Raw genomic sequence first — 2,367 nt, 5'->3', positions numbered from 1 at the left:
ACCCTCCGACCTCGCCGCCATCGTGGCGGCCGCGCGCCGCGGCGCGCCGATCGAAAGTGCGAGACCACCGTGCCCCCGGTGCCCCCGGTCCCCCCGGGCTCCGCGAATGCGTACGCGTACGAGTACGAGAAGGACGGCGCGGCCATCTACCGCCGCTCCTTCGCCACGATCCGCGCCGAGGCGGACCTCGGCGGGCTGCCCGCGGACGTCGGCCAGGTCGCGGTGCGGATGATCCACGCCTGCGGGATGGTCGACCTGGTGGCCGACCTCGCGTACACGCCGGACGTGGTGACGCGGGCCCGGGCGGCGCTGCGGGCCGGGGCGCCCGTGCTGTGCGACGCGGCGATGGTCGCCAGCGGGGTGACCCGCAAGCGGCTGCCCGCGGACAACGAGGTGATCTGCACGCTCGGCGACCCGTCGGTGCCCGCGCTCGCCGCCGAACTCGGCACCACCCGCACCGCGGCAGCCCTGGAACTGTGGCGCGACCGGCTCGACGGCGCCGTCGTCGCCATCGGCAACGCGCCCACCGCGCTGTTCCGGCTGCTCGAACTCGTCGCCGAGGGCGCCCCGCGCCCGGCCGCCGTCATCGGCGTCCCGGTCGGTTTCATCGGCGCCGCCGAGTCGAAGCACGCCCTGACCACCCACCCGTCGGCCCTCGACCACCTGGTCGTCCACGGCAGGCGCGGCGGCAGCGCCATCGCGGCAGCCGCACTCAACGCGATTGCGAGCGAGGAAGAATGAGCAGCCGCCCTTCCGCGGAGCACGACGCGACCACCCCCGAGGACCCGCACGCTGCCGGCTCCGGTGACTCCGGAGTGGGGCGGCTCTACGGCGTCGGTCTCGGGCCCGGCGACCCGAAGTTGATGACGGTGCGGGCCGTGGAGGTGATCGCGGCGGCCGACGTCGTGGCGTACCACAGCGCTCGGCACGGCCGGTCGATCGCCCGGGGGATCGCGGCGGCGTACCTCCGCGACGGGCAGATCGAGGAGAAGCTGGTCTACCCGGTCACGACGGAGACCACCGACCATCCCGGCGGCTACCAGGGCGCGATGGAGGAGTTCTACGAGCAGGCGGCGGCACGGCTGGCGGCGCACCTGAACGCGGGCCGCAGCGTCGCGGTGCTGGCGGAGGGCGACCCGCTCTTCTACGGGTCGTACATGCACATGCACAAGCGGCTGGCCGAGCGGTACCCGACGGAGGTCGTGCCCGGAGTGACCTCGATGGTGGGCGCGGCAGCGCGGCTGGGGGCGCCGCTGGTGGAGGGCGAGGAGTCGCTGACGGTGCTGCCCGGCACGCTGCCGGAGGAGGAGTTGGCCGCACGGCTGGCGGCGGCGGACACCGCGGTGGTGCTGAAGCTGGGCCGTACGTTCCCGGTGGTGCGGCGGGCGCTGGAGCGCTCGGGGCGGCTGGCGGAGGCCCGGTACGTCGAGCGGGCCACCATGGCGGGCGAGCGGACCGCGGAACTGGCCGAGGTGGACCCGGAGTCGGTGCCGTACTTCGCGATGGCGGTGCTGCCGAGCCGGGGCGGCGCGGCGGTGCCCCGGCAGGAGCGGGCCGAGCAGCCGGGCGACGGCGCCGGGCGGGACCGCGACGGGTTCGGGCACGTCGTGGTCGTCGGCACCGGTCCGGCCGGGCCGCTGTGGCTGACCCCCGAGACGCGCGGCGCGCTGGCCGCGGCGGACGACCTGGTCGGCTACACCACGTACCTGGACCGGGTGCCGGTCAGGGCCGGTCAGCTGCGGCACGGCAGCGACAACCGGGTGGAGGCCGAGCGCGCCCAGTTCGCGCTGGAACTCGCCCGTAGAGGGCGGCGGGTGGCCGTGGTGTCCGGCGGCGACCCGGGGGTGTTCGCGATGGCCACCGCCGTGGTGGAGGCCGCGTCGCAACCGCCGTACCGGGACGTGCCGATACGGGTGCTGCCCGGCGTGACCGCGGCCAACGCCGCCGCCGCGCGGGTCGGTGCCCCGCTCGGCCACGACTACGCGGCGGTCTCCCTGTCCGACCGGCTCAAGCCGTGGGAGGTCATCGCCGAGCGGCTGCGCGCGGCCGCTTCCGCCGACCTGGTGCTCGCGCTGTACAACCCGGGGTCGAAGAGCCGCACCTGGCAGGTGGCCAAGGCCCGCGAACTCCTGCTGGAGCAGCGCTCTCCCGACACCCCCGTGGTGGTCGCCCGCGACGTCGGCGGCCCGGGCGAGCGGGTCCGGATCGTCCGCCTCGCCGATCTGGAACCCGCCGAGGTCGACATGCGCACCCTGCTCATCGTCGGCTCCTCCCAGACCAGGACCGTGACGCGCGGCGACGGCGAGCAGGTGGTCTGGACGCCGCGCAACTACCCCGGGAACTGACCGCACCCGCCCCCCGCCGCCG

Annotated in this window: 2 protein-coding genes; both read left to right on the top strand. The window is 75.7% G+C overall.

Going from position 1 to position 2,367, the window contains the following annotated elements; translation table 11 throughout:
* Positions 1-78: 78 nt before the first annotated feature.
* Positions 79-741: a precorrin-8X methylmutase gene (locus AC13HU_RS35800; protein WP_483046169.1), complete on the top strand. Its 663-nt coding sequence runs from the start codon at positions 79-81 to the stop codon at positions 739-741.
* A gap of 122 nt (positions 742-863) precedes the next feature.
* On the top strand, positions 864-2,345 hold the full coding sequence (gene cobJ, locus AC13HU_RS35795) for a precorrin-3B C(17)-methyltransferase (protein ID WP_483046168.1): 1,482 nt from the start codon (positions 864-866) through the stop codon (positions 2,343-2,345).
* Positions 2,346-2,367: the final 22 nt, after the last annotated feature.

Source organism: Streptomyces sp. NH27 (assembly GCF_056859195.1).
Note: the sequence above shows the minus strand (reverse complement) of the source record. Positions and strands in the feature narration are given on the sequence as shown.